This window comes from Vibrio sp. RE86, from assembly GCF_013114545.1.
Taxonomy (GTDB): Bacteria; Pseudomonadota; Gammaproteobacteria; order Enterobacterales; family Vibrionaceae; genus Vibrio.
This window is the reverse complement of the sequence record NZ_VTXI01000002.1, coordinates 245,972-272,351: the sequence shown is the minus strand read 5'-3', so window position 1 is coordinate 272,351 and position 26,380 is coordinate 245,972. Positions and strand designations below refer to the sequence as shown.

Annotated in this window: 19 protein-coding genes; 9 read left to right on the top strand and 10 right to left on the bottom strand. The window is 46.2% G+C overall.

What is annotated here, in order from left to right:
- Window positions 1–423: 423 nt before the first annotated feature.
- A complete protein-coding gene (locus F0231_RS03455) occupies window positions 424–1,149 on the top strand; it encodes a siderophore ferric iron reductase (protein ID WP_171758311.1) in 726 nt (241 codons plus the stop codon).
- Here the strand turns inward: F0231_RS03455 and F0231_RS03450 are convergent.
- On the bottom strand, window positions 1,146–2,354 hold the full coding sequence (locus tag F0231_RS03450; protein WP_171758422.1) for an MFS transporter: 1,209 nt from the start codon (window positions 2,352–2,354) through the stop codon (window positions 1,146–1,148). The genes F0231_RS03455 and F0231_RS03450 overlap by 4 nt on opposite strands.
- 147 nt (window positions 2,355–2,501) lie before the next feature.
- Here F0231_RS03450 and F0231_RS03445 point away from each other — a divergent pair, with 147 nt between their 5' ends.
- The 8 genes from F0231_RS03445 to F0231_RS03410 all read left to right on the top strand — a co-directional run bounded on the left by F0231_RS03445 (window position 2,502) and on the right by F0231_RS03410 (window position 14,500).
- Window positions 2,502–3,269 (top strand): ABC transporter ATP-binding protein, encoded by a 768-nt coding sequence (locus F0231_RS03445; protein WP_171758310.1) that lies wholly within the window; start codon window positions 2,502–2,504, stop codon window positions 3,267–3,269.
- A gap of 16 nt (window positions 3,270–3,285) precedes the next feature.
- Complete coding sequence (locus F0231_RS03440; protein WP_367613455.1) at window positions 3,286–4,182, top strand: iron-siderophore ABC transporter substrate-binding protein; 897 nt, start codon at window positions 3,286–3,288, stop codon at window positions 4,180–4,182.
- The gene (gene fhuB, locus F0231_RS03435) at window positions 4,182–6,173 is read left to right on the top strand and encodes a Fe(3+)-hydroxamate ABC transporter permease FhuB (RefSeq protein ID WP_171758309.1); all 1,992 of its coding nucleotides are present in this window, start codon (window positions 4,182–4,184) and stop codon (window positions 6,171–6,173) included. The genes F0231_RS03440 and fhuB overlap by 1 nt, the downstream gene beginning before the upstream one ends.
- A 226-nt stretch (window positions 6,174–6,399) precedes the next feature.
- Entirely contained in the window at window positions 6,400–8,193 is a 1,794-nt protein-coding gene (locus tag F0231_RS03430) for an IucA/IucC family siderophore biosynthesis protein (protein ID WP_171758308.1), read from the top strand.
- Window positions 8,186–9,103, top strand: coding sequence for a GNAT family N-acetyltransferase (locus F0231_RS03425; protein ID WP_171758307.1), 918 nt, complete (start codon window positions 8,186–8,188; stop codon window positions 9,101–9,103). The genes F0231_RS03430 and F0231_RS03425 overlap by 8 nt, the downstream gene beginning before the upstream one ends.
- The gene (locus F0231_RS03420) at window positions 9,103–10,866 is read left to right on the top strand and encodes an IucA/IucC family siderophore biosynthesis protein (RefSeq protein ID WP_171758306.1); all 1,764 of its coding nucleotides are present in this window, start codon (window positions 9,103–9,105) and stop codon (window positions 10,864–10,866) included. Before F0231_RS03425 ends, F0231_RS03420 begins: the two co-directional genes overlap by 1 nt.
- A gap of 65 nt (window positions 10,867–10,931) precedes the next feature.
- Entirely contained in the window at window positions 10,932–12,242 is a 1,311-nt protein-coding gene (locus tag F0231_RS03415) for a lysine N(6)-hydroxylase/L-ornithine N(5)-oxygenase family protein (protein ID WP_171758305.1), read from the top strand.
- A gap of 143 nt (window positions 12,243–12,385) precedes the next feature.
- On the top strand, window positions 12,386–14,500 hold the full coding sequence (locus F0231_RS03410; RefSeq protein WP_171758304.1) for a TonB-dependent receptor: 2,115 nt from the start codon (window positions 12,386–12,388) through the stop codon (window positions 14,498–14,500).
- An 89-nt stretch (window positions 14,501–14,589) separates the two neighbouring features.
- Here the strand turns inward: F0231_RS03410 and F0231_RS03405 are convergent, their stop codons facing one another.
- The 9 genes from F0231_RS03405 to F0231_RS03365 form a co-directional block, all read right to left on the bottom strand.
- Window positions 14,590–15,129, bottom strand: coding sequence for a cupredoxin family protein (locus F0231_RS03405; protein ID WP_171758303.1), 540 nt, complete (start codon window positions 15,127–15,129; stop codon window positions 14,590–14,592).
- 67 nt (window positions 15,130–15,196) lie between these two features.
- Complete coding sequence (locus tag F0231_RS03400; RefSeq protein WP_171758302.1) at window positions 15,197–18,346, bottom strand: efflux RND transporter permease subunit; 3,150 nt, start codon at window positions 18,344–18,346, stop codon at window positions 15,197–15,199.
- The gene (locus tag F0231_RS03395) at window positions 18,343–20,064 is read right to left on the bottom strand and encodes an efflux RND transporter periplasmic adaptor subunit (RefSeq protein WP_171758301.1); all 1,722 of its coding nucleotides are present in this window, start codon (window positions 20,062–20,064) and stop codon (window positions 18,343–18,345) included. The genes F0231_RS03400 and F0231_RS03395 overlap by 4 nt, the downstream gene beginning before the upstream one ends.
- Window positions 20,061–21,386: a TolC family protein gene (locus tag F0231_RS03390; protein ID WP_253825721.1), complete on the bottom strand. Its 1,326-nt coding sequence runs from the start codon at window positions 21,384–21,386 to the stop codon at window positions 20,061–20,063. Before F0231_RS03390 ends, F0231_RS03395 begins: the two co-directional genes overlap by 4 nt.
- Before the next feature lie 162 nt (window positions 21,387–21,548).
- Window positions 21,549–22,010: a hypothetical protein gene (locus F0231_RS03385; RefSeq protein ID WP_171758300.1), complete on the bottom strand. Its 462-nt coding sequence runs from the start codon at window positions 22,008–22,010 to the stop codon at window positions 21,549–21,551.
- 118 nt (window positions 22,011–22,128) lie between these two features.
- A complete protein-coding gene (locus F0231_RS03380; RefSeq protein ID WP_171758299.1) occupies window positions 22,129–24,204 on the bottom strand; it encodes a hypothetical protein in 2,076 nt (691 codons plus the stop codon).
- Complete coding sequence (locus F0231_RS03375) at window positions 24,204–24,767, bottom strand: hypothetical protein (protein WP_171758298.1); 564 nt, start codon at window positions 24,765–24,767, stop codon at window positions 24,204–24,206. Before F0231_RS03375 ends, F0231_RS03380 begins: the two co-directional genes overlap by 1 nt.
- A gap of 131 nt (window positions 24,768–24,898) precedes the next feature.
- Entirely contained in the window at window positions 24,899–26,071 is a 1,173-nt protein-coding gene (locus F0231_RS03370; RefSeq protein WP_253825712.1) for a hypothetical protein, read from the bottom strand.
- A gap of 14 nt (window positions 26,072–26,085) precedes the next feature.
- Entirely contained in the window at window positions 26,086–26,295 is a 210-nt protein-coding gene (locus tag F0231_RS03365; protein ID WP_171758297.1) for a hypothetical protein, read from the bottom strand.
- Between the last annotated feature and the right edge of the window lie 85 nt (window positions 26,296–26,380).

Sequence of the window (26,380 nt, the reverse complement as noted above, 5' to 3'; positions counted from 1 at the left end):
TAAAAACATAGGATATGAAACAAAACCCACATTGATTATCACAATATTATCAAGTCAAAGACAATATGTGCTTACTTCGTGTGATCCGCATCATCAATGCTAGGTGCCGAGTTAAGCGACTTTTCCATACTTCACGTAATTCATAACATGTTAATGTTCTGATTTTCGTCCAATTATGAGCTACGATGCCAACATGTCGCCTACACGCTCTAATAATGACCAAACTGAGGATGTGTAAGCTCGAATATGAGTTACATGAAATCATGTGTAGTCACCATCAGTTGATACTACATAGCTAAAGGCGAGCCAAATGGTTCGCCTTTTTATTGCTATAACAATAAATCGTAATGAGAATTGATTGCGATAAGTTAACCAATTACTTATCCTGTGTGCTAGTCAGTTAGCACAGATAAGCATTACCCAATGAGTGATCATTCGTTCTTCGACCATCTGTTTGAACATTCCAAGCAGGTCACACCATATCTAGATGGACACCTAGCCCCTTTGGCTATTCGCGATCCTTCGCTCATTCATATCGATCACCCGAATTCGCAATCTATCCGCGAACTCTATTTGAGCCTAGAGAAAGAGCACCCAGAAGCAGGCGCTCCTTACTGGTTGACCCGTACCTGGACTCTACTCTGCTGGCAACCGATTTATGTTGCCTTTATTTCCATTTACGCCTGCCGAGGTTTACCCGATTTAACAAAGATGGCGCAGAAGGTTCAACCAAGGTTTATCAGCGGTTTTCAGTTTGAATCATCAGGCTATTCGCAAGGCACAGAGGCAGAGTTAATCGAACAAGCAGGCAAACAACTCATCGAGCTGTTTGAGCACTTTAGAGCGGAGATGAGCGAGTGGACGCGGATCCGTCCCGGTTTTACTCGTCACCTGTTTGCCGATGGTGTGCTTGGCTGCGTGGTAAAACTCCACCACTTCTTCCCTACTCTGGATGAAGAGTATCTGATGCAACAAGCTCGACTGTGGTTACAAGCCTGCGATCTACCAGAAAAGCTACTTCAATCCTTAAACTACTACCCTCACTCAAACAGCCTAAAACTGATTAGAACCAGTTGCTGCTTAGTATACAAATGCCATGGGCGTAAACTGTGCAATGATTGCCCAAGGCATCCAGACAACAAACGCTAAGCTGACTTGATCTCCTTTGGCTGCTGCTTGTCAACCATCAGATAAGCAATAAGAACAATCAGTAAAGAAAAGGTAATACACAAGTAGATTGGATAGTCAGCAGACATCGTTGCAGTCACTGCCATCAATGACGCGAGACCGTAACCTATGGTGTGGAACATCGAAATATAACCTGCCACGGCACCCGGATGGTCACGCTGCTGCTCCGTAGCCGAACTCGTATAAGCAGGCACAAGTAACGCGGCTCCGCAGGCAGCAAACATCATCGCGATACCAAAAGCCCAAATGTTGGCAGTAAGAAATAGAGCAAACCCTAACAATAAGCAGACTGAGCCAATTCGATACATAGACAGTGGCGTAAGCTTTTTCTTCTTAATCACCATTATTTGAGTAACAAAGGTACAAGCCGCACTGATGGTCAATAACACACCAATGGCATCGCTGATTTGTCCAGTCGTCCACTGTGTAATGGATCCGATCAATGGAGAGAAACTGTATTGCAACAAAGCAATCGCGGCACACAATAGCAACCCACTAAACAAATATGGCACCAATGTTCTTTGTGGTAACCAAGGCAGAGGCTCTTTCTTAGCATTCGCTGTCGCTTCAACGTGCGGCGAAGGAAGTGACAAGGCAGCAACAAGCGCCAAACAAGGCAGAGCGACCATCACCATTAACGGAGCATAAGGGGACAGCTTTAACACTAAGATTGAGATCAACGGGCCAATCAAACGTCCGGCACTTAAACCAATACTGACTGAGGTGATCGCTTGTAATCGGTTCTCTTCACCGCACAGAAGAATCGCCCAGTGCTGACTCGCTGGAACCATCCCCGATACTGTACATCCGTAGATGATTCTCGCAACCAACAGCCCCATCAAACAGAGACTCGCCATTGCTTCACCATTAAGACTAAGAAAAGCAAACAGACCAAGTAGTAAAAAGCTCAGCGCCATACCCGAAAGGGCTCTTACAACGACTACCTTTGGTCCATGTTGATCACTGTAGCGTCCCCAGTAAGGAGCCGAGGGAAGAAAAAGTAAGCTGCCGACCGCGATAAGAATCGACCAAGTCGACAGACTGAACGCAGATTTCTCGACCAAAAAGGGGAGAGAAACCAAAAGTCCATTTTGCCCAATTCCCATTAAAGCAGCCGCAAGACCTACGACACCTAACTGGGCAGTTTTATTTTGTGTAACTGACATCATATCGAAAACACTATAAGCGGAAATCAAATTGCCATGCAGTAGAACACCCCAAAAGGCAAAGTGATTATGAAAATAATTATCATTTATATTTCTGTATGATAACATTACCCACTCACAATCAATAACAAAACTTGATAATTAGCCATGTTCCAACTTGTCGACGCGTCGTTTGAAATCGACAGCAAGACCATTCTCTCCCCGACTAACCTGACTTTCGCCCAAGGGGAGATCACGACTCTGCTAGGCCACAATGGTTGCGGTAAGTCGACTCTGATTAAACTGCTAAGCAGGCAAAATGCACCGAGCCACGGAGAAGTATTGTTCCAAAACGAACACGTATCTTCCTATAACCATTTAGAATTTGCCCATCAAGTTGCCTATCTGCCACAGCATCCACCCGTCACGGATGGTGTCACTGTACGTGAATTGGTCTGTTTTGGGCGCTATCCGTGGAAAGGAGCTTTTGGTCGCTACAGCCAACAGGACTATGCCATCGTTGAAACCGCCATTGAAAAAGTGGGTCTTAGCAACCTAGCCGAAAGGTATGTGGCGACTTTATCTGGAGGAGAACGACAACGAGCTTGGGTCGCGATGCTGCTTGCTCAGCAAAGCCAGTGCATCTTACTCGATGAACCCACCTCTGCACTCGATGTCGCCCACCAGCACGAGTTACTCGCCTTAATCCGTGAACTTAACCAATCTCTCGGTCTGACCGTCATTATGGTCTTGCATGACGTCAATATGGCGGCCAAATTCAGTGACCGATTAATCGCTCTACACTCAGGCAAAGTGATTGCTTCAGGTACGCCAAAAGAGCTGATGACACCTGAGACTCTGACACAGATTTACGGTATGGAGCTCGCACTGTTCCCTCACCCAAATACCGGCCAACCCATTAGTTATATCCCTTAACCGAAAGGAACTCTTTGTGAAAAAGTTTATCGTGATGCTGTGCGCAGCTTTAACCTCTATTCAAAGTTACGCTATAGAGATTACCCATGAGATGGGAGTGCACTCTTTTGAGCAATCACCCAAAAAAGTGGTTGCGTTAGACTGGGCACTAACGGAATCAGTGCTCAGCTTAGGTGTTGAGCTAGAAGGTGTCGCCAACCCTCAGGGTTACGAACAATGGGTGGTAGAGCCTAAACTAAGCTCAGAGGTAACCGATGTCGGATCGCGCAGAGAACCAAACCTTGAACTTCTGAGTGAACTCAAACCTGATGTCATTCTGATCAGCAATCACATGGCCGCTGCTTATCAGCCACTCAACAAGATCGCACCTGTCCTTGTATTCACTATCTACAGTGAAAAGAAACAACCTCTGAAATCAGCGGAGTCGATCACGCGATCGCTAGGTCAACTGTTCGACAAGCAACAACAAGCTGAACAAGTGATTAAACAGACACATCTGCGATTGGAACAGAACGGTCGTAAAATCCAATCGGCAGACTCTTCACATAAGCCAGTCATCTTTGCTCGCTTCATCAACGACAAGACGCTGCGAGTCCATAGTAAAGGTTCTTTGGCTCATGACACGATTGATGCGATGGGATTGCGCAATGATTGGAATGAGACAACAAACATGTGGGGATTCACCACCACTGGGACAGAAAAGCTTGCCGAACACCAAGGTGCTAACGTATTGCTGTTTGGCCCGCTCAAAGAGAAAGAACGCGCTCAGCTTAACCAATCGCCACTTTGGCAAGCCATGGAGTTTACTCGCAGTGACTCAGTCTACGAGCTCCCGGCGATTTGGACTTTTGGTGGCCTTATCGCAGCACAACGATTCAGTGACCATATCACTCAACAGTTAGTTAAACCTTAATGGACGTAAGTAACCTTCCACAGCGCAGTCGCCTCAACAACAAATCACTGCTACTCATCTTTGCCGTTATAGTATTGATCAGCGGGTTGCTGCAAGTTACCGCTCCCTATTCACAGGGAGTGGGTTTGATTTGGCAGTCTTTGTTTCACTTCGATTCAGCAAACTACCAACATATCATCACCCATTACACCTACCTTCCACGGCTTGCGGTAGCGTTGATTTGTGGTTTCGCGCTCGCGGTAGCTGGCTGTGTGATGCAATTTGTACTGCGAAATCCCATCGCTTCCCCAACCACACTTGGTGTCGCTGCTGGCGCTGAGTTCGGCATGGTTCTCGGTTTGTTGTTACTCCCTACAACTAGCTTAATCCCAAACTTTATTCCAGCCTTTATCGGTGGCTGCTTAGCTACGGGACTGGTTTTTATCCTCAGCTCCAGCCGAGGGTTTTCTCCGTTACACATGGTATTAGCAGGTCTAGTCGTTAGCCTATTTCTTGGCTCAATCAATACCATGATGTTGCTATTGCATGAACAACGCTTAACGACCGTTTTTGTCTGGGGTGCAGGCGCGCTTAACCAAAATGATTGGTCGAGTGCTCAGATACTTGTTCCATTGGTTACCCTACCAACTGCCCTGTTGTTACTACTCCAGAGACCTCTGTCTGTATTGCAATTCGGTGACAATGTCGCCACCTCCCTAGGGGTGAACATCAAGCAGATCAAATTGCTTTGTCTGTCGCTGGCGGTTTTTATTACCGCAGCGGTCGTCAGTGAGGTCGGTTTAATCGGCTTTGTCGGTATTGTAGCCCCTGCCATTGCAAGAATGTTGGGAGCGCGAGCATTAGCCAAGCAGATCATTGTAAGTGGTTTAACGGGCAGCTTAATGTTACTGATTGTCGATCTTGTTATTCAGCCTTTCTCTGGTGTGGGTGGAGAGTTACTCCCCACCGGGGCAATGACGGCTTTAATTGGCGCACCATTTTTGCTTTGGTTGTTGCAACGAACCAAACTACAGTCCGATCTAAAAGCCCGCAGCGAATCGGTTGGTCATTATAAAACCGTGGGTGCGACTAAAATAACTGTTCTGCTGGTTTGTGTTTTGGTAACTACCGTCGTTATCGCTTTAGTGATTGGCAAAAATCCATCGGGGTGGAGCGTCGGGCTCACCCAATCCTTGTTTGATCTGAGACTTCCTCGAATTATGGTTGCACTACTGGCAGGCATTGGATTGGCTTTTGCCGGCACAGTAATTCAACGCATCTCCAATAATCCAATGGCCAGTCCTGAAGTGCTTGGCATCAGCTCTGGTGCCGCTCTGGCTTTAGTGCTTGGCACACTTACAGGCCTAACGATTGAGCGAGAACAACAGATGATTCTCGGTACCTTTGGGGCAGCGTCGGTAACCGGTTTAGTCTGGTTAATGGGCAGGCGACACAATTTCGCGCCAACCCAAACGTTGTTGACTGGTATCGCACTCAGCGCAGGGCTAGACGCGCTACTCAGAATTGCAATTAGTTCAGGACACGAAAATGCAGCAGCATTACTCACTTGGCTATCCGGCTCAACCTATTTAGTCAGCTTGAACGACATGTGGTTATTAGCAGGCGGAGTCTGCCTTGTTGGTGCTTTAGCTCTATCACTCCATCGCTGGGTTGCGTTGATCAACCTTGGTGAGGTAAGTGCCACTAGCCTTGGGCTTAACGCCACTCTGGTCAGGTTAGTGCTACTCCTTATCGTTGCAGCGCTAACGACCCTCTGCACCATAGTCATTGGCCCACTAAGCTTTATTGGCCTATTGGCGCCGCATATGGCTCGATCACTACACCAATATCGTGCGATTCCGCAAATGCTCACAGCGGCGCTCTTAGGAGCAATTATTATGGTAACTGCTGACTGGATTGGCAGGACATTGTGGTTCCCTTGGCAATTCCCAGCAGGACTATTAGCCTCGCTAATTGGGGGAGGTTACTTCCTTTATTTAATGAAGAAATAGCACCGATCGTCGGTGAAAATAACCATTTAACATAGAAAACTCTCGTATATTGAGGCTCACCAATGAGCCTCAGATTCAAATTCAACCCTCATAAACTACTGATAAAACAATCATTTAACCAGGTCATTACAAATTTCTATAAATTATTAAAAATTAGTTGATCATACGAATGATAATAATTAGCATTCGTGCAGTCGGTTTAACTAATAATAATTTGAGAAAGAAAATGAATCGTAAAAACGATCAGCTCAACTCCAAAAATTCAAACCATCAGGTCACCAACAATGACCCCGCTTTGGCTTGTTTTCTCAACTCTCTCGCCCGAGAAAGTCATACCGTTCAAATCGAACCTCACTCAGAAGGCTTCACCTACCAGTTGTCTCTATCTGGTGGCCAAGCCATTCACATTGCTCTCAGCTACTTTTCGCAGTTAGGTAGCCACGAATATCAACTACCTTCTTTGCTTCTTAGTGGTGACTCTGTAACAGCATTATCAGTCACTCAGCTTATTGAACTTATCGTGTCCGAGCCCGCTATTGTCGGATTCATCAGTGAAGAGCAAAAACAGATCTTTACGACTCGTGTGTTAGAGAGTCAGCACAACACGAGCCAAGGTATACTGCACTCTCCTTATCAAACCCAACTCTTTACCGACCAGCTAGACTTCAAAACCGCAGAGCAGGGCTTGTTAATTGGACATTCATTCCACCCTGCGCCAAAGAGCCGAGAGCAATTTAGTCTCGAAGATGCCAAGGTTTATTCTCCAGAGCTAGGCGGCCAATTCCAACTCTACTGGCTAACGGTTGATAACGAACTTATTGCCCAAGGTAGTTCCGCTGGTATCTCATGCCAACAACGTATGTTCGATCTGGTTGCTCATGAACCGAGGCTGCAACAAGCACTAGCTGAAGCCAGCGCACAAGACAAGAGTCTGCTCCCCGTTCACCCTTGGCAGTGGAGCGTAATGGCAAGCAACCCAACGATTGAAGAATACCTCAAGGCTGGCCGATTGAATAACCTAGGCCAAGTAGGTGTTAACTGGTATCCAACCTCTTCAACCCGCTCACTATACGCCCCATCGCTGCCTTACATGCTTAAGTTCTCTCTGAGCGTAAAGCTGACCAACTCAATTCGTAACCTATCGCTTAAAGAAGTGATTCGCGGTACACGTTTAAATGATCTGTTCCAGCATGAAGTTCTTGACCAGCAGCTTGGCAAAGGCCTTGGTTTCCAGTTGATGCAAGAGCCTGCTTACATCGGTCTTAAAGATTACGACGGCAATATTATTGACGAAAGTCTTGTGGCATTTAGAGACAATCCCCTTGAGGAAAAACCTGATCAGGAAGCAGTCGTTCTCGCGACCTTGACTCAACAAAACCCTTATGGTGGTTTGAGTTTGGTGGCCGAACGAATTCGTCATTATGCAGAGCAAGAAAATCTGCCATATCAACAAGCCGCCAAGCAGTGGTTTAAAGCATACTGTACTCACAGTGTGGTGCCTCTCTTCCACCTTCAGGCTAACTTCGGCATCGTTTTTCTAGCCCACCAGCAAAACATCGTAATGCAGCTTGAGCAAGGGTTCCCAGTCGGTATGTACTACCGAGATTGTCAGGGAACGGGATATACAGACCTTGCACTCCAACGTTTTGGAGACTTACTCGGTGATGAAAAAGAGACGCTTGAAAACTACTGGAACCAAGAGAAAGTCGAGCGCTACTTCGCTTACTACCTCATCATCAACTCCACCTTTAACGTTATCTCAGCTATCTGCGCCAACCTCGACGTAAAAGAGTCACAACTAGTCGAAATCCTTCACGGTAAACTCGATGCCCTGCTGCAAACGGGGGTGAATGATGCTCGCTGTTTGAACTATGTACTTAACAGCTCGTCATTGTGTTGCAAAGGAAACTTCTTCTGTTATCTGCAGAACTTTAACGAAAACTCGATTCCCGATCCGGCCGTCATTTACTTTGACTTGCCTAACCCTCTTGCTCGCGTCAAGGAAGTCGCAGATGTCTAATTTCAAAACCTTTATCTATCAAGATAACCAAACACCCAGCGTGCGTGTTGTCCTCCAAGCGAGCGACCTAGAGCACACGAAGTTGTTCGAGACATTGACTAACGAACTTGACCAGTTATTTAGTCACAATAAACAGCTGAAGTTAGTCACCCTAGCCAGTGATGATCAGCAGGTTAATCAACGACTTGCTCAAGCACTTCCCATCATCAACGGAGAACTTCATCGCGACTGTTTTTATCAATTACCTCTGTGTTGGCATCGACACAAAACGTCGACCCAATTCCCAAAGCGTTTAGTTCAGTCGAACGACCAATACCGACATCACCCTTTAAGACCGTCAAAGCCCGAAGGTTGCGTCTATAAAAGATATGATGCAGATGCCGATTTGGACGTCAGTTTTCGAGCCATCGATATCGACAAGGATCTAGCACAGTTTACTCGCTGGATGAACGACCCCCGCGTAGCCAACTTCTGGGAACAGGCATGGAGCGAGGAAAAGCTGGCTGAATTCCTGCAGCAACGCATCGCAGATCCTCATATCATTCCACTCATCGGGGAGTTTAATGGTCAAGCGTTTGGCTACGTGGAAGCGTATTGGGTGGCGGAAGACAGACTTAGCCCTTACTTCGATGTGCAAGATTTCGACCGTGGTATTCACCTATTGGTTGGTGAACAGCAGTTCCGTGGCCCTAAGTTCTTTAATGCGTGGATGAAAGGGATCAGTCATTACCTGTTCATCGATGATGCACGAACTCAGCGCATTGTTCTCGAACCGAGAGCAGACAATCAACGTCTGTTTAATCGCATCCTGCCTTTCGGCTATGAGAAGTGTTTTGAGTTTAATTTCCCGCATAAACGTTCGGCTTTACTGATGTTGAACCGCGACCGTTTCTTCTCGGAGCGATGGTAATGGAGCAGATAGCACTACATAAATATTGGCCACTCGCTAACCAGAAAATGGTCGCTAAGATTATCAGCGAGTTTGCCTATGAACAGGCGTTTCGCATTGAGCAACATGCCCAGGGCTATACTCTCCAGATAGACAATGGCATTAGCTACCAATTCCAAGGTAGCGAAAACATCTGGGGCCAAGTTCTGATTGAGCCAAACTCGATTGTTCGCGAGCCAGAACTCGCCATTTCAGCTGCACTGTTAATGCGTGACTTACAGTCCTTACTTCAAATGACTGACGACGCATTCGCCGAGCATTTAGAGGATCTGAACGCGACTCTGTTGGGCGACTGTAAGTTGATGCAGCGAAAAGAGGCGTTGACCGCCCAAGACTTAGCATTGTTACCCTGTGAGCAGCAGCAGACCTATTTTGACGGCCACCCTAAATTTGCCTTTAACAAAGGTCGACGCGGTTGGGGCAATGAGGACTTACAACGCTATGCACCAGAAGCTGAGCGTCCTTTCCAACTGGGTTGGGTCGCGGTAGAACATTCGATTCTGCAACTGGCGACTAATGATAGCGTCAGCTGGCAAGAGCTGCTTAATGCCTCAATGAATGAGTCAGAGCGTAAAACCATGGATAGCATTGTCACTTCCTATGGGGTTGATATTGCCGACTACAGTTACGTCCCTGTTCATCCTTGGCAGTGGGACAACAAGTTGTCGTTGCTATTTGTCCGTGAGATGGGGGAGAAACAACTCATCTATGTAGGGGAATTTGGCGATCAATTTCTGCCTCAACTTTCATTGCGAACGTTAAGTAACCTTACTCGACCTGATAGCTACGATATAAAGCTGCCTTTAACGATCATGAATACTTCATGCTATCGAGGTATACCCGGCCGATATATTCTTGCTGGGCCTATCGCATCTGACTGGATCGAATCTGTATTCAGCTCGGACCCATTGCTGATTGAAAAACAAGCTGAAGTACTTCAGGAGCCCGCAGCCGCCTTTGCAGCTCAAGCCGACTATCAGTTACTAGAACAGGCACCCTATCGCTATCACGAGCTACTTGGCGTTATTTGGCGCGAGTCTGCAGCCTCAAAACTCAAACAGGGTGAGCAGGCAATACTGATGGCTGCTTTAATGGAAAGCGACAATCAGGGCAATCCACTAATCGCTGAATACGTTGAGCGTTCAGGCGTCTCTATTGAGACATGGCTAAGCAAAATGTTCGATGCCGTCGTCATTCCTTACTACCACTTGTTGTGTAAATACGGGGTTTCTTTGATTGCTCATGGGCAAAACGTCACTCTGGTATTAGAAAACGACCTGCCAAAGCGCATCCTACTTAAAGATTTTCAGGGCGACATGCGTCTAGTTGATAGCGATTATCCAGAGCAGGCAACACTTGATTCAAGCGTAAAAGAGGTCACGGTGCGTCTCAAAGAAGAGTTGATCATCCACGATCTTCAGACTGGTCACTTTGTTACTACGTTACGCTTTATTTCGCCTTTAGTCGCCAAACTCGGCTTCTCAGAAGCTCAGTTTTACGCCCTGTTGGGTCAGAGAATCAAAGCCTACATGGCGAAGCATCCTGACTATCAGCCCCGATTTAGCAAATTCGATCTATTCAAACCGCGCATTCTGCGCATAGGCCTTAACTTAGCCAAATTCCGCCACAGCACCGATGCTAGCGCATCGAGAATGTTACCCGATATGGATGACATGCTCGATAACCCGCTAGTGACAGCACTGCAAACGGAACAACACGCTTAAAGCTAAAAACAATAATAACGGTAAGTTAAGCCGCATATATAACCCAAGAAAAAAGGATTGTGATCATGGGACACACTCACAACGTCAAACTCGATTTAGCAGGTATTGGTGCAGGTCCATTTAACCTAAGCATTGCAGCACTGCTAAATGAACAACCGCAAATTAAGTCACGCTTTTTTGAAGGCAAAGAACACTTCGCATGGCACCCAGGCTTACTGCTGGATAACACCAATATGCAGACCATGTTCCTGAAAGACTTAGTGACTGCGATCAACCCAGAGAGCCAATACTCTTTCCTCTCTTACCTGGTCAAAAATAAAAAGTTCTATCGTTTTCTATCAGCAGAACTTCAATGTATTAGCCGACATGAATTTTCAGACTATCTAGCTTGGGCTGCACATCAAATGGACAACGTTCAGTTCTCCAGTCGCGTCGAGCAGGTCGAGTACACAGGCAGCACATTCAAGCTACATACTAATCAAGGGGTTTATCAGGCTGATAACTTGTGTATTGGTACCGGTAAAGTGCCGTTTATTCCTGAGTGCGCTAAAACTCATATCGGTGAACGTGTTTTCCACGCCGCTGAAATAGGCCTTCGTCAAAGAGACTTCACTAACAAACGTGTGATGATCATCGGTGGGGGACAGAGTGGCGCCGACATCTTTATTAATGCACTACAAAGTAAGTGGGGCAAACCAAAATCTCTAGACTGGTTGTCACGTCGCTCTAACTATCAGCCACTCGATGAAGCTTCGTTTACCAACGAGTTTTTCACACCTGATTATGTCGATGCGTTTATTAACTTATCTCCGACGGTTAAAAACACCGAGATCACCAATCAAAAGCTCACCTCAGACGGTATTACTCAAAAAGCCCTGCTGACCATTTATCAAGAGCTTTACCATCGTTTTGATGTTCTCAAAGAAGATAAGTGGGTCAAGTTGCTGCCTCACCGCACTCTCACTCACATGAGCCAAGATTCTCAAGGCTTCAACCTGACTGCCAGCAATGCGCTGGGGCAAAGTTTAGAAACACACCAAGCAGACATCGTTATTTTAGCGACTGGATTTGAAGCACCTTATCCAGCGAGTCTTCGTGACCTACTACCGCTATTTGATATGGACGAGAACAACCAGTATCAAATGAATTCTGACTTCGAACTTAAATGGGAAGGCCAGCAGACGAATAAGATTTTTGCCGTCAATGCAGGTATGCACAGCCATGGTATCGCTGAACCACAACTCAGCCTGATGGCGTGGCGCAGCGCAAAAATCATTAACCGTCTAGCTGGTGAAGTGTTGTTTGATACCGAATCAGGCCCCGGAATGATCGACTGGTTAACACCAAGTTCGAATAGCGAAAAGTCCACCATTTAAGCCACTTTATTTATTACCAGTTTGAGTACTTTGCTTCAGCGAACAACTGGGGCGAAGGCTTAATAATCAAAGTAAAAAACCAGGCCATCACACAAGAGGTCAAATTCTTGTGGAGCCTAGAAACAATAAACATAGAGAAAAAAATGAACGTTAAAAAAGGAAATTTTCCACTATCCGCCATTGCATTAGCCGTTGCTACGACCGCTGTATTCCCTGCGCAAGCCGAGCAATACACCACCGATGAAAAGATGGTGGTTGTCTCAAGCCACATGCCAAAAGCGATCAGTGATATTCCAGGAACCGTTTGGTACATCGACTCGGAAACTATCGAGCAAGAGTACCGTGGTGGTAAAAGCCTTGATGAAATTCTGGCTGCCACCATTCCTTCATTGGACGTAAGCAGTGGTGGCCGTACTCACTCTGGTCAAAACTTACGTGGTCGTAGCCTGATGGTAATGATTGATGGCGTATCACTTCAGTCAGTACGCTCACTAAGCCGTCAGTTAGACTCAATTGACCCATTCAACATCGACCGTATTGAAGTACTTTCTGGAGCCACTTCAATTTATGGTGCAGGCTCTGCGGGTGGTGTTATCAATATCATCACTAAGAAATCGTCTGGCGAGGAAGTCGAATTGGAATCCTTCGTTGGCGGAACGTCGGGCTTCTCATCAGGCGACGATTTTGACTACAAACTGGCCCAATCTATCGCTGGTGGTAACGAGAAAGTTCAAGGTCGCGCATCCGTTGCGTACACCAAAACACAAGGCTATTTCGATGCTGATGGCGAAATGGTAACGCCAGACATTACTCAGGGCTCTACCCAGTTTAATGAAACCATTGACCTGTTAGGTAATCTACAAATTAACATCGCTGAAGGCCAGCAACTCAACTTGTTAGCCCAATACTACGATAGCCAACAAGACACGCCATATGGCATCTACTTTGAAAAAGATGCCAGCGGTAACTTCCAGTTTGTCGACGTGAGAGAAGGCTACTCGGCCGATCGCGAACAGGGAACAGAACGCGTGATGCTGAGTGCGGCATACAGCAACAATAGCTTCTTAAGCCATCAACTCATCGCAGAGCTATCTTACCGCACTGAAGACCACACCTTCATGCCATATACAGAAGATGGGCGTTCGTCTCTATCGACCAACTCTTCTCGCCAATCTACTGATATTTTGGCAATGAAAGTGGCACTGAACAAATCATTTGATTCTTTGAGCCTGACCTACGGTATTGACGGATACATTGATAAATTTGACAGCGATAAAGCTATCTACGATCAGGCGACGACTGAGGCGACAGGTGGCTTGGTTCACGTAATCAGCGAGATGGAAGGCCGCTACCCAGGTATCGACACTCAATCTCTTGCCGGCTTCTTGCAAGCGGAATACAGCATCACTGAAGACTGGTCGCTACAGGCAGGTTACCGCTACCAGGCAATGGACGTAGATGTTTCAGACTTCCAAAAAAATGCTAGCTCAGACCTTATTCCAGGCGGTTCGACTGACTACTCGGAAGGCTTGTTTAACCTAGGTACTATCTATAACCTAACGCCTACTTCTCAGATTTGGGCTAACTTCTCGCAAGGTTTTGATATTCCTCAACTATATCGTTACTACGGTAAGAGCCCGACTCAAGATGTCGCCGCGTCTAAACTCGATGGAATCAAGACTGACAGCTACGAAATCGGTTACCGTAACGAGCTAGATAATCTCTCGCTACAATCTGCGCTCTACTACTCGCACTCAAGTGCAACTGTTCAGTACGAAGATGACTTATCTATCTCGGGACTTGCAGACCCTAAACGTGTCTACGGCGCAGAAGCTCAAATCAGCTACTGGGCAACAGATATGCTCCAACTTGGTCTTTTAGGCCACTATGTCGTGACAGAAACTGAAACAGACACTGGCTGGGAAGATCACCAAGCGATGGAAGCAAGTACGTCTAAAGCAGGAGCTTGGGTAGGCTGGTACGACAATGACTACAGTCTGAAGCTTCAAAGCTTGACTATGTTTGATTACAAAGATGCTGACGACCGAGAGCTAGATGGGTTCACTGTGTTTGATTTCGCGGGTCACTACCAGCTACCTGTAGGCAGCCTTGGTTTCGGTATTAAGAACCTACTGAACGAAGATTACTACACGACTTGGAGCCAGCGAGCTCAGCACTGGTACAATGGTAGTGATGCGCTATACCAATACAAAGGTCGTGGCCGCACTTACACTCTAAACTACCAAGTGAAATTCTAATCGCTGAACAACAAAACGCGTAGAAAAAGGCGAACCAAATGGTTCGCCTTTGTATTGTTAAAGCTTACATACCCAAACTAGGTTGGATGCTACAGGGTGATTTTCTTAACCATCCCCGCTTCAGCATGGCCCGGAATATTGCAGGCAAACTCAACGTTGTTGTCACCATGGAAATGCCATAAGAGCTGTTTCGCTTTACCTGGTTTGACGGTCACAGCGTTACCCGAATCATGCTCGTGGTGGCCCATGTTCTTCATCATTTCACGGTGCTCTAACTGCTCTTTAGCAGAGCCAATCGTGAACTCGTGGTCAATTTTCCCCACGTTCATCACCACAAATTGAACCACATCATTTGGTTCGATGGTGACTGGCTTCTTAAACTGAATCTTCATGTCATCGGTCAGTAAAACATGCACCACTTTGTCTGGCTTCGCCCCTTGCGCTGGCATACCGACATCTGACATCCCTTCCATGTTCATCATTGAGTGGTCCATCTTGCTGTGATCCATTTTGCTATGTTCCATCTCACCATGCTTCATCGAACCATGATCCATCTTCGAGTGGTCCATTTGAGCCCACACTGGTGTAACTGATACTGCCAATAGAATCGCTAATACTGTCTTTTTCATTTTTGCTTTCCTTTTGCCTTTAATAGGCTTGTTTGGGTAACGGTGACCGCCACCCATTAGTGCTAATCTAAGAGTGTGAAGTTGGTTTATGTGTCAGCGCTTTTAGCTCACGCTGTTTCCATAATTTGAAGATCGCAGGCAGCACAAGAAGAGTCAGAAGCAGAGCTGACGCCATGCCACCAATCATCGGAGCGGCAATACGCTGTATGACTTCTGAGCCCGTCCCTTCGCCATACATAATTGGGATAAGGCCGATGATGACCGTTAGCACCGTCATCATGACAGGTCGAACTCGAAGCCCTGCACCTTCACGAATCGAATCACTGAGATCTTGTTGATTTAATGGGAGCCCTTTTTCTTGCGCATCGAGTTTGGTGTAGTGCCACGCTTGGTTGAGGTAGACCAACATGATCACGCCAATCTCAACCGCAACACCGGCAAGCGCGATAAATCCTACCCCAACGGCAATTGAGAAGTTGTAGCCTAAGAAATGCATCAACCAGAGCCCGCCAACCATGGCAAGGGGTAAGGTCAGCATGATGATCATCACTTCGCCCACTCGGCGGAAGCTGAAATAGAGCAGCAACATGATGATGGCAATCGTAATTGGAACAACCACACCCAAGCGCTCTTTAGCTCGCTCCATGTATTCATATTGCCCAGACCACGCCAGTGAGTAGCCAGCCGGTAAGTTCAGCTCTTGGGCAACCGTGCGTTTTGCTTCTTCAACGTAAGAGCCGAGATCACGTCCTTCGATGTCAACAAACACCCAGCCATTCGGGCGAGCATTCTCTGTTTTGATCATCGGAGGACCATCTTCATAACGAATGTTGGCGACATCGGCTAACGCAATGCGAGCACCATTTGGCGTCACTAACGGCAGGTTTTGCAGCTTAACGACTGAGTCGCGGTAATCTTGTGGGTAACGAACGTTAATCGGGTAACGCTCCAAACCTTCGATGGTTTCACCGACGTTCATACCACCTACTGCAGTCGACACGACTTGCTGAACTTCTTTGATACTCAAACCATAACGGGCAGCAGCTCTGCGATTGATATCAATAGTGACATAACGCCCACCAGCCACGCGCTCAGCATAGACAGAAGCTGTCCCAGCAATACCATTGAGGACGGGTTCGAGCTTAGAACCGATTTGTTCGATCACTTTAAGATCAGGTCCGGCAATCTTAATTCCGATTGGCGTTTTGATACCCGTTGCAAGCATGTCGATTCGAGTTTTTATCGGCATGACCCACGCATTGGTTAAACCGGGGAACTGAACTAAATCATCAAACTCTTTACGAAGTGATTCTGTCGTCACACCGTCACGCCACTCTTCTCTTGGTTTAAGCTGAATGACCGTTTCTATCATGGTCAGCGGCGCAGGGTCGGTTGCGGTTTCTGCACGCCCAATTTTGCCCCATGCCGTTTCCACCTCTGGTACCGTCATGATCAGCTTGTTGGTCTGTTGCAGTAATTCCCGAGCTTTACCTATCGAAATACCTGGGTAAGTCGTCGGCATGTACATTAGATCGCCTTCATCCAACGGCGGAATGAACTCACTGCCCAGTTTGGTTGTTGGGTAGTACGCAGAACCCATCAAGACCATCGCTAATACGATCATACTCTTAGGGTGTTTTAGACTGATGTTAAGCAGCGGCTTATACAGCGTAACCAGACCTTTGTTGATCGGGTTCTTATGCTCAGGTAGCACTCGGCCACGAATGAAGTAACCCATCAATACTGGTACTAAGGTGATCGCAAGACCCGCCGACGCCGCCATCGCATACGTCTTAGTAAAAGCTAAAGGAGAAAACATCTTCCCTTCTTGCCCTTCTAGTGCAAACACGGGAACAAAGCTCAAGGTAATGATCAGCAAAGAGAAGAACAGCGGTGCCCCAACCTCCTGAGCGGCATCATCAATCACTTGCCAACGGTTCTTGTCGTTGAGAGGGGTTCGTTCGATGTGCTTATGAACGTTCTCGATCATCACGATCGCTCCGTCCACCATCGCACCTATTGCAATCGCAATACCACCTAATGACATGATATTGGCGTTGATGCCTTGCCAGTGCATGATGATAAACGCTGATAAGATCCCGACAGGTAAACTCAGGGCAATGACCAACGAGGAACGAATATGGAACAAGAACAGCGCACAGACAATCGCAACAACAATGAACTCTTCCGCCAGTTTCTTCCAAAGGTTTTCAACGGCCGAATCAATCAGAGTAGAACGATCATAGGTTGCCACAATCTCTACGCCATCAGGAAAGCTACGCTGAAGGTCTGCAAGCTTATCTTTGACTTTGGCAATCACCTCGCTGGCATTTTCACCAAAGCGCATTACGATAACGCCACCGACCGCTTCGCCTTCCCCATTAAGCTCAGAAATACCACGTCTCATCTGCGGACCAAGGTTAATGTCGGCAATGTCCCCAAGTAACAATGGCGTGCCTTGCTTAGTCACCTTCAAAGGCAGGGCTTGGATATCTTCAATACCTGAAAGATAACCTGTCGTTCGCACCATATGTTCGGCCTCAGCGACTTCGACCACGGATGCACCGCTCTCTTGGTTACCATTCTGGATAGCCATGTTGACTTGCTGCAAGGTCAGGTCATAAGCGCGCAGCTTGGCAGGATCAATTTGTACTTGATACTGCTTCACCATACCGCCAACGGTCGCCACTTCTGAAACGCCTGCCACAGTTTGTAGCTCATACTTTAAGAACCAATCTTGCAGGCTGCGTAGCTCAGCCAAATCGTGTTGCCCTGTTTTATCTTGCAGTACATAGCTGTAGACCCAGCCGACCCCGGTGGCATCCGGACCCAATGTTGGTTTAGCGTTTGCAGGCAGTTTGGGCGCAACTTGGCTCAAGTACTCCAATACTCTGGAACGAGCCCAGTACATGTCGGTATCATCGTTAAAGATGATGTAAACGTACGAGTCCCCAAAGAACGAATAACCACGAACCGTCTCTGCGCCCGGAACAGCAAGCATGGCAGTGGTGAGTGGATAGGTTACTTGATCTTCCACCACTTGAGGGGCTTGGCCGGGATAGCTGGTTTTGATGATCACCTGAACGTCTGACAAGTCAGGGATCGCATCAACAGGCGTGCTCTTTACACTGTAGAGCCCACCAAAGATGAGCGCAAAGGTGGCAAGCAGCACCAAAAATCGGTTGCTGATTGACCAACGAATAATGGCATTGATCATTGGCTCGCCTCACTCTGCTCTAGTTGTTTCAACAGGTAATCCGACCCTTGCTTCTCAATCAGAAAGCGAACACCTTGCCCTTCTTGAAAGTCGCTAAGGTCCACCTCGTCACCTACAGAGAAGTTCATTTCTCCTGCTGACCAGTTCCACTCCGTGACCCCCTGATGTTGCAAGGTAATCATGCCGAAATCAGCCATCAGCATAGTAATATCACCTTCAACCCAAACTGCTGCCTCTATCTGAGATTCGCTGACTTTATAATCGACGATTTCATACTGGCCAGAATCTGATTTCTGCATTTCAAACTCAATCAACTGCCCTTGATTAAACGAATCAAAAGCAACACCTTGGGCGACGTTAAAATTCATCACCATTCCAGGCCATTCCCATTCAGGTACTGGTTGGTGATTGATAGTGAGCATGCGGTGGTCAGCCATCACATCGGTAATTTCGCCTGTTGCCCACGCGGTTTCTGCTGGGGCTTCAACACCATTGATTCGAGAAAGATCGGCCGATTGGCTCGATTCAGAGTCCAACATAAAGTGCGCAGAAGTGACTACTTCCTGGCCGTCTAACAGCCCCTGAAGCACTTCAATTTTGTCAGCGGCTTCTCGGCCAACTTCGATGCGAGCAGAGCGATATTTGCCTTCACCTTCCGCCAATACCACACGGGTCATTCCGCCGGAGTGAATCACAGCAGAACGAGGAATCGTCAGCACTTGATCGCTGGTCACGGGATTCAGCGCGACATTGGCGAACATATTCGGTTTAAGTTCACCTTGAGCGTTTTCAAAACGTAAGCGAACACGCAAGGTTCGTGTATTCGGGTCTAAGATCGGGTAAACGTAGTCCACTTCCCCTTTCCACTCACCACCAGGTAGCGCATCCAAAGTCATTGATGCTTGGCTTCCTTGTTTGATCCAGTGAGATTGACGTTCAAACACTTCCGCATCGACCCAAACTTCATCTAACGGACCCGCACTGATCACTGCTTGTGCTGGCGATAGATAGCCGCCTTCACGAATGTTCAAACTAGCGATCACACCATCAGCTGGCGCTTTGACCTCAATCGTTTGAGACGCTTTCCCCAAGCGAGCAATGGCTTTAATTTGGCTACGATCGACACCTAATGTGAGTAATCGATCCGTTGCGCCTTTGATCATCCCTTGCCGTTTGGTTTTGTAGGCACTGATCAGCTCTTCTTGCGCTTTGACCAATTCAGGCGAATAAAGCGTGAAAAGCACTTCGCCCTGCTTAACCTTTTCACCGACTGCATTGATGTAAAGCTTTTCTACCCAACCCGACACGCGCACGTTAGTTTGCCAAAGTTGGCTTTCATCAAAGGCAATGTAACCCACGGTTTCAATTCGAGGAGAAAGCAATGCATGTTCAGCTACAGCGGTTTTGACCCCCAGATTATTTTCAACAGCTGGATCAATTTTTACGGTTCCTGGTTTGTCATTCGCACCATTTAGGTCATCGGCATAGACAGGGATAAGATCCATCCCCATTGGTGATTTGCCTGGTTTATCTCGCTGATAATTTGGATCCATGGGAGCAACCCAATAAAGTGGCTCATCACTGGCTACGGTCTCACTAGCTACTCCGTCATTGGATATAGGTATCGAATGATTCATACCCGAAAGGTAGTGATTGACCCCAAACCCAACGGCTCCACCAACAAGTAACGCAACAGTAGCGACTTTAAATGTACTCATTCTGATTTCCCTTTATTCTTGTAGTGAGCGGAAGGAGCCGATACTTGGTATTCAAACCCTCCAAGCAGTGATGCAAGCTTGCTGTTGGCCTGATTTAAATCGGTGATAAGGCGTGCGAGTTCGACTTTGAGTGCCAGTTCGTCAGAGGATGCAGTGATCACATCACCAAACTGGGCGGTGTTGTTTTGATAGCCACGTTCAACCGCTTCAATACGTGCTGTCATCTGAGGAAGCAACCGCTGCTGATAACGTTCAATACGTTCCGTTAGGTTCGTTCTGTCGATCATCAAGGCATTGACCTGCGCGTTCATCTGCGCAAGTAAGGTATCTTTTTGATACTGCGCTGCGCCCACTTGATATTGAGCTGCCGACACATTTTTATCTTGGCGATTGTCAGTAAACAGAGGGATGTCCATCGTCAAATACGTACTCAACAAATCCGAAGCTGGCTCTCCCATCATGTTGTTCGCTTGACGATAGGCGTACATCACTTCAACACCAACCTGAGGGGTATACGCTTGCTCGGCGACTTCGACCTGAGTACGACTTGCAGCAATATTGGACTCTGCAATTTGAGCCATTGGATGCTGATTCAACAAGGTATAGAACTGCTGTGAACTACCGTATGATTGCAAGATACCGTCGAGATGCGACCAGTTAAGCTGATAGCTGGCATCCAGCGCTTGGTTAGAATCCAACCATTGCGAACCCAACCACTCAGACAATTGCGCCATAGCTCTATGCTGCATTTGTAGATTTGATTGATACTTTTCATCTAACTTGTTGCGCTGCAATTGAATATTCAGCAAATCTTGCGCTTCACTCTTACCAATCGAATAATTGGTTTGAGCATATCGCTCCATCTCTTCCATCAGACGTTGGTTGTCTTGGATGACACTTGCCGCATAGCGAAGGTAACCGAGCTCCAACCATTGTTGAGTGATGGCATTAGCAACGTCACGCTCTCGCACTTGGATTTGATACGACACCCCATCAGCCTGTTGGTTGGCTTTGCGCTGATTCAAGGCCAAAGTCGAGCCACGCTCAAACTGCTGCATCAAACCCACTGATAAGTTAGTCATTGGATCTTCATCCAGTTTGAACGAGTCGGTTGGTAAGCCGCCGAAACCCACTTTGATCTTGGGATCCATTAAAGTGGCGCTCGCCGCCCCAGATTGACGCATCGCTTGCGATTGCGCTGCATATTGGGCACGACTGGAATCACTGTCTAATGCCAACTCAATCAACACATTTAGCTGCTTAGTTGATGCGGTAATAGTCGCTACAGAAACTTGATCTTCTGCGTACGAGATAAGAGGCATTGCAGACACAATAGCCGCAACACTTAAAGGCAAGGTTTTCATTAGACCAAGCCCGTTTAATTCAATATTCACGATGTTTATCCACGAATAAAAGATATGGACACACCTCAAACTCAAATCAGGGTTGATCAGGGTTTGAGAGCTAACAATGAAGGTATTGAATTACGCCGACGGCGGGCGAAGTAAGGTTTGAATGCGTGTAACAGGGGCACCAATCGTATCGGATTGATGTAAGGCTAATGAAAACGAAAGGGTATGCAGCGCATCAACGCCGCTCGTAGGGAATGAGGTACTGGAACAAACGGAGATGCAACAGGTGTCTCCGCCGAAGCTAGTATCACCGCAGTGAGTATTTTTCATCGCGGAGTAAGCAGAGATATCATCCTGAGGCTGGCCTTGTGAATGACAGTGGCTAGCGCTGTGTTCTGTCTGGGTATCTCGAGACATCTCAGTGTACTCGACTGAATGATGGTGCGGGTGAGTGTCGCTCTTTTCGGCAGCAGTAGAGTAAGAAGAAGGTAAGCTGTTCATCGCCATCATCGGCATACTCGACACATAGCTAGACATCAGCATCGCAAAGAGGCTGAATATCGCAATCCATGTGTTTTTCTGGGAATGAATCATAACTTACCTTTCAGTTAAGTCTTGAGTATAGACCTTACCCTTAGGGGAAGGTCAACCAGTCATCCCGTAGAAATCTCAGTCTTTTCACTCTGTGAATCTGATTACTTAACAACAAACGTCATTCAGGCCACAGCATAGTATCCACCTGTTTTAGATGTGCCGTTATTGAATCAACCATATTCGGAAGTGAAGCAACATCATTCAGAAACTCACCCTGTGAATAGACAATAGGCTGAACGCTGAGTAGCCATTCATAAGAATCGTAAGCTATTTGGGTAACTTGATCATCAAACGGGGGACGAGCGAAATATAGCAAGGGTAAACACACGAATATTATTCCCCATGAAAGTCTAAGTGACGTTCTTAGATTGAGAATTCTAGTCGGTGTACGCCGCCATCTATCCCCATGCTTTTTAATGTCTTGGTAGCTCCTAACATATTGAAACAGGCAGTACAGAAGATAGCCCCCTACGCACCAATAGAAAATCCTATCAACAAACACTAACATCGCGTGAATTAGCGGGGTTAAGGCATTCACGAAGTTATAGGTAATTGGCGAGTACCTCGACAGTATTGATTGCACTTCTTCATGCCAACCAATGATCAAAGGAGCATTGAGAACGATGAGTACAACAACTAGGATAATCAGAGGCTTAACCAACAACATCACTTCTTGTAGGAACTGACTTTTTAAACTGAAATCACGCGAGACGCGAATACGTTTACTGATAGCATCAGACAACCCGACAAGTGCCATTGATACCAGTTTAACCACTGACGTGACTGATAATATGACCGATAGCACCAACGCAATACATGGAATTAAGATAGCTCTTAGTGCATCTTTACCGGCGTTTTCAAGTTCCCCCCCATCCTTAAATGAAGAGAGTTCGCCTTCTATGTTGTTGCGCATTGACGTGACTTGCCTATCAATGAAAGTTTCCCTTATTGATGTATACAGCTGAGCATCACTCCAGTTAAAACTAAACCCTTTCACGTAATACTCCCCCAAAGCTTCGCGCGCTTTGTCCTGTATATCGGGATGCTTTTCAAACTCACTAAAGCGTCGAATGTTGGGCTTCATTCTAGTAATGCCGCTTTGTGAGAGTTTGCTATTTAACTCCGCCTCAAAGCCAGTGATTATCGCATGCTTCAACCATGCACGAGCGACATAAGGAGGGTCTAACTGAAATGAACCCTTTGGAAGATCTAATTCTTCTTGCAGCTTTCGATTGAGATCTGAGTATGGCTGTTGAGCTTGTTGAATAAACCTTTTGGCAGAGCCGCGAGTAAGCTTGCTATTGCCATTCTCGTTCGCATAACGTTGTAACTCAACTAAGCTGCGATCGACATTAGCTTCGTACTCTCGTTTAACTCGTCTGTTTCGTAATGAATACCCAGCATTTTCCAATTGAGTAAGGATATCTTTCCTCACGTATTCCGTGCTCGCTTCATCATAGATCTGTCTCCATTTCCGTTTGATCACCGAATCTTTAAGGTTATTATCCCTCTCTTTGTGTGCGTGCCCATAATCACTAAACAGTGCGTTGACATCATGTCCACTGCTGTCAAATTTAGGGAGAATCTCAGAATGAAACACAGAGGTATATCTGCTACTCGCAATCGACAACAGGATCGACTGAAGTTGATTCATTGCGCTATCTTTAAAATTCTCGTTGTATAAAAAGCCTGCAGATAGCAGAGACAGCATGACTTTTTGCTCCACATCCTCTTTAACAGAGTCACTAAAGGTGAGTGATTTAGTCAGCAAATCTTGGTTGTATAGACCTGTTTTTACCGTATTCACTAAAAGTGCATCTCTGCGTACTTCAGCCGAACTAGGTTCAATCAAAAAGTGCTCTACTAACGCTTTTTGACCGAAATAAACGGCTAAAAATATGGTAGAGAAGATCAATACTTTAACAAAACGATTCAAAGAGTTAGGAAGTTTCGTAAGAATAAAGCGAGTCATTAGAAGGCCAGAACCAAAACCAGAAATTAGACGCCCATATATTTCGACTCTTTGAATATCAGCAATACTTGCCGCGGGATCAATAACTGTCGATGTCAGTATTGCATGAAAGCTCGACTCTAGGGCCAAATAGAGCAGCATGGCTAAAACAAATAACCAATGCTTACTACATACCCAGGCCTTAACACTATCGGACACTTGTAGCGGTGCTAAGTTGGTCATTATTTCTCACCAGGAAGTTCAAAAGTCACTTGGATGCGTTTTGTCTCTATCACTTCATCTGGATGGGAATGCATTCCTTCATCAACCCCGTACTCTTCCACTGATGTTCTTGGTAATAGAGTTTTAGCCTTGGTTCTTTCAGACCCCGACGATTTTTTTGAGGATGGTTTTGGGGCTTTTGACATCAAATCATCAAGCCTTTTTCTGTTTATGTAGTCTCTTTCATAACCTTGGATGGTTGGGATGTACTTGCCGGCATCAATCGCTTCCATGTAATCCCAAAAGGAATAGGAGTAAGGGAATATTTGATCGTTATTGTCCGTATCCGTGGTTTGATAGGCGTACATAAAACAATAACCCGCGACTTGCTCTTTTCTCTCTCTACACTGAGCCAAGCGCTCTTTGCCCTTTGCATTAAGCTCTGGAGTTAACTGATCTAGAGTTTTGTTCAAGTAGTCATCTGGAAGATGATCGAACCACTGGGTCCTATTTGGTTTTGTCGTCGCACAACCTGAAAAGAGTAAAACTGATAAGAGTATTGAGAGATAACGAAAGAGTTTCATCAAAAATGATTCCTGAGCAGGCGATCTGATTATGAGTATCCGAGGCGATGGATACTTTACGTGTCACCAGTATTGGCAACACAAGGATAAGAAGTGGCGCCACTATCGATATCTTCGATAGTGGCTGTTTACTACTGTCGGATGTCAGAGGCTTCAGAGCTCAAAAACTCAATTAGCCCCTCTTCATCTGGGATTTCATACCCCTTTCGGCATGGATAAGCTAAGCCATCAGCAAAGTTCAAGAATGAGTAGTCTTGACTAATACTTGCTTCCGATTCTTCGTTCTGTAGAGGTTTTAGCGTGTTGCTTTGTTTAGATACGAGGTAACCGCATGAGTTGACAGGTATCTCCACGCTGCGTTTAAACACCATTTTATGGCTTGAGTTAGCGTAGTGATAAGCACGAATTTTCCCCGCTAACATTATGTACAGCGCACCGCCAACGGTGAGAATCAAGGCATTCGCTGCCAGCTTACCAACAGCATTCGCCGTCGAAATGGCGGCATTTGTTGTTAAACTAAGAGCACTCTGCCCTTTGTTCCCATAACGGTCATAGGAATAAACGTAATTGGGGGTATGTTTTCGCTCAACATACGCTCGTTGCTTCGCGGAGGTGTTGTTTATGTATTCTTCGCCGCCAAAAGCATCAATATTATGTACAGCCACAGGCTCGCAATAATAGGTTTCACCCTGCCAAATTACCGTCTTAGATTTCATCTGCCATGGTAGGTACTCTGGCTCTAAATACTTCTCACATATAGCTGGCAAGAAGTTACTCAATATGGCGGTGTTGTGCTCACTTTGCGCCATATTGAATAGCTCTTGCGTAATCGCTTGAGCATGGGCTTGTTCACCAGAAAGCGCAGAAATAATAAATAGCACTACCTTACCCCAAAATTCCTCATGAATGAGGTAGTCCTCGGGAAGGTTAGTGACCGCTTCCAATGCCTTCTCAATATCATTATCTGCAAGTGCTTCTAGTACCTCGCTGAGATGGTGAGTACGATGTTTTGGGTCAGCAATAGGGTTAAAATACTTGTTCCAACGCTCGGTGTACGTTTTCAGTCGTTTGGTATTCCGCAGCTCTTGTGTCACACCTTCAACCGTTAATAATTTAGGCTCAACATACTTTTGAATGTGCTTTTTATTTCCATTACGCTTTTTAAGTGCTTTTTGGTAAATTTTTTCATCAGACTTGAATAAGTGCAGAGGTAAACCATAACTGGCATACCATTTTCCTATTTGGATATTACTGGTCTCTAATGAGGCCTTTGCCAATGCATTTAAGTGTTTTTCCTTCATCATTCTTTCCGCCGTCTTTATATAACAATAGATGCGATTACGAGTAGAACAGCAGCTACGATTGCTATTTTGATATTGCGTTCATTTCTTCTTACTCTAGGCTCTTCGACGGCTGAAATTTCCGCTCTCATCACTTTAAAGTCTTCAATTCGCTGATCATAACGCCCAGCTCTTTGGTTATATATTTCAAGGAGCTGTTGTACTTGGCTCAGTTTTTTATTTTCCATATTTAACTCTTGATAGATGGATATTAGAAAATGAGTATTAATTTAGTAGTTGTTCAATCTCTGACTCTATTTAACTTGAAGTTGT